This is a genomic window from Dolichospermum sp. UHCC 0352 (assembly GCF_009711925.1).
GTDB classification, from domain to species: Bacteria; Cyanobacteriota; Cyanobacteriia; order Cyanobacteriales; family Nostocaceae; genus Dolichospermum; species Dolichospermum lemmermannii.
This window is the reverse complement of sequence record NZ_VIKY01000042.1, coordinates 1,510-3,401: the sequence shown is the minus strand read 5'-3', so window position 1 is coordinate 3,401 and position 1,892 is coordinate 1,510. Positions and strand designations below refer to the sequence as shown.

Annotated in this window: 2 protein-coding genes; one reads left to right on the top strand and one right to left on the bottom strand. The window is 41.6% G+C overall.

The window, feature by feature from the left end:
• Positions 1 to 96 precede the first annotated feature (96 nt).
• Entirely contained in the window at positions 97 to 984 is an 888-nt protein-coding gene (locus FJR06_RS02780) for an ABC transporter permease (protein WP_168650672.1), read from the bottom strand.
• 341 nt (positions 985 to 1,325) lie between these two features.
• Between FJR06_RS02780 and FJR06_RS24185 the strand changes: the two genes are divergently transcribed.
• The gene (locus tag FJR06_RS24185) at positions 1,326 to 1,847 is read left to right on the top strand and encodes a type IV pilin-like G/H family protein (RefSeq protein ID WP_168650670.1); all 522 of its coding nucleotides are present in this window, start codon (positions 1,326 to 1,328) and stop codon (positions 1,845 to 1,847) included.
• Positions 1,848 to 1,892: the final 45 nt, after the last annotated feature.

Below are 1,892 nucleotides of genomic sequence, written 5' to 3'. Positions count from 1 at the left end.
TCTCCAAATGCTTCGCCCGTACAGTTGTTGGTTGTGATAAATAATTAGTTATTTTTTCCAATGACCAATGACCAATGACCAATGACCAATTACCAATTACCCATTTTCTCTTCTTAGACGAGGATTGACAAATTCATTCAACCCCTCACCAAGTAGTGATAACCCTACCACCAAAGTTGTCATTGCTAAACCAGGAAACAGGGTAGTCCACCAAATGCCTGTAGGTAGTGCTTCTAGAGCTTGTTTTAAATCATATCCCCATTCTGGCACGTCTTCGGGTAATCCTAACCCTAAAAATCCTAACCCGCCTAAAACTAAGATGGCATCTGCGGCGTTGAGGGTAAAGAGGACGGGGACGCTTTGAATAACATTGAAAAATAGATACCTTGATAGGACAACCCAGGTAGAAGCACCCATTGCTTGTGCAGCTTCTATATATACTTCAGTTTTGACGCTGACAGTGTGGTTACGGACAACGCGATAATATTGGGGAACGTAAGCTATACTAATAGCGATCGCTGCATTTAAGATTCCTCGTCCCACGACAAAAGCCAATGTTACTGACAGTAGTAAACCTGGCAAAGTATAAATACTATCCATAAGAAATAATAGGGCTTTATCTAATTTTCCCCCCAAATAACCGCTAACCATGCCCAAAGGTACACCGATGATCATGCTCAAAGATGTCGCTAAAGTCACAACTTGCAGCGCGGCTTGTACACCAAACACACTGCGAGAAAAGACATCATAACCCAAACGGCTCGTTCCAAACCAATGTTTAGCCGAAGGTGGTTCATGAATAGGGTTAGAGAGAAACTCTCTGGGGTTTTGCAACCATCCCCAACTTTGGAAAACAGGAGCAAAAAAGGCTAAGAAGATGAAAAATAGGGTCATACCTATCCCAATTAGCATTAATCGCTGGGATAGGCTCGGATTTTTCGTAAATTTCCAGAAATTTGGTAATTGCTTTTTTATAATCGTCATGGGGAAATTCAGAACTGGGTATATTCAACTCGTTCCCAGTCTCTGACTGGGAATGTAGATGTGAGGCTCTGCCTCGAATCAAGTATAGTAGAGCCACAGCTTTTTGGAGTCTATTCCCCGACAGAGCCAGGGAACGAGGGATAGTAGCCATGTCTATTTTCAGCCTCTAGATAGTGAAAGTACGTCTATATAAGGATTTTAGCCTATTTTTAACCCCCCAGTTAGAACAGTTGAACAGATGGGAAAAAAGTTTTTTCCTGGAAGTGATATGAAATTGATCGGAATGGGGTAAGTTATTTCCATCAAGAAACGAACAATAGTCCAAATCAAGGAAAAATACCATGAAAACCGAATTAAAAGCCAAATTCATCCAACAAATCCTCAGCAAGAAGAAAGATAGCGAAGGTTTCACCCTTATTGAACTGTTAGTTGTTATTATCATCATCGGTATTCTATCCGCTATTGCTCTACCTTCTTTCATCAACCAAGCAGCAAAAGCTAAACAAACGGAAGCAAAAACCACCGTTAGTTCAATCAACAAGGCGCAACAAACCAAACGGATAGAAGAAGGCGTATTTGCTACCGCTGTTACCTCTCTCGGTATTGGACTAACCGCCTCAAGCACTTCTAACTATACCTATACTGTAGCTGCTAATCCTAATAATGGTTCAGTGGCCACTATTGTAGCTTCTGCTATCGATACGAATTCTCTCAAAGGCTATAGCGGTGGTATATTTATCGCAGCTGCTGGTGATGCTCCGAGTATCATTTGTCAATCAGATAATGTCCAAGCCGCAACTGGTTCGTTCGGTGCACCAAATAATGCTACAACTTGTCCCCCTGGTATGCAAGTTCTCAAATAAAGTTTCTGGTACTGCTGAATAGACATCTCAAGAGCAAGATTGTAG